This is a genomic window from Winogradskyella psychrotolerans RS-3 (genome assembly GCF_000427335.1).
In the GTDB taxonomy this organism is placed as follows: Bacteria; Bacteroidota; Bacteroidia; order Flavobacteriales; family Flavobacteriaceae; genus Winogradskyella; species Winogradskyella psychrotolerans.
The window spans coordinates 1-1,028 of record NZ_ATMR01000191.1 but is presented as its reverse complement, the minus strand read 5'-3'; the positions used below and the strand labels follow the sequence as shown (position 1 = coordinate 1,028).

The following is a 1,028-nucleotide window of genomic DNA, read 5'->3' as shown; positions in this document are numbered from 1 at the left end:
TTTATAATTCAAACAATAAAAAGGACAAGGAATTTTTACGAACAAATATGTTGACCGCCGTGGAAAAACATTCCCGGTTTGTATTTGTTTGCGATAAGTATGTTGGTAGCATTTGGGGAACATGTTCGAAAGGAAAAATTAAAAAAGAGAAAAACTTGAGGACCAACCTGCAATCACTCTTCCTGCAGCCTATAATCTTGGTTCAAATAAGGCCTTGTTGATTATAGAGCAAAACCATTCTTTCAAAAAAGTATTGTCTTAGATTTGATGTAGACATAGAAGAATTGGAGCTGGAGATAAAAGAATGGTACAGAGAACTGGTTAAGCCTCACGAGGATTACCAGAAATACATGACCATTGAAAATCCGAGTTTCGAGGAGGATAAAGAAATTTTACAGGTTATCATTAAAAAGATCATTTTTAAGCTAGGGGCTCCTTTAAGCTTCTTTCAGGACAGAGATTTGAATTGGTCAGAAACAAATCGATTGTTAAGAGTTTGTCTTCAAAGGTTATAAAAAACCTTACAGGCTCTGAAGATGAAGCAGATGAGATCCTTCCGGAATTGGCAATAAACTGGGAAGAGGACAAAGAATTCTTTCAGGATATTTATAACTTTACCGTTGCCTCAGAAAAGGAATACAGTGAGTTAATTGCCAATACCACAAAAAACTGGGATGTAGAAAGGATCGCTTTAACAGACAGGGTAATACTTATAATGGCTTTATCAGAAATGGTAAACTTCTCAAGTATCCCTACCAAAGTGTCCATAAAATGAATATATTGATATTTCCAAAACGTATAGTACTCCGAAAAGTAAGCAAATTTGTGAACGGACTTTTAGATACATTGTACAAAAGAACTAACCGAAAACGGAAAAATACGTAAGAGTGGTAGAGGGCTTATAGATAATAAATAAAAACACAAAATGGGTAAAAAAGGTAATTCATTATTCGCATTTGCTTTAGGGGCAAGTTTGGGTGCTACTCTAGGGGTGCTTTTTGCACCTGATGCCGGAAATAATACTAGAG

General features: G+C 35.4%; 1 protein-coding gene. It reads left to right on the top strand.

The genetic code is table 11. The features are described from left to right. The first annotated feature begins 496 nt into the window (after positions 1-496). Positions 497-775 carry a transcription antitermination protein NusB gene (locus ADIWIN_RS19765; protein ID WP_020897957.1) on the top strand — a complete coding sequence of 93 codons (279 nt, stop codon included), beginning with the start codon at positions 497-499 and terminating at the stop codon, positions 773-775. The last annotated feature ends 253 nt before the right edge of the window (positions 776-1,028 follow it).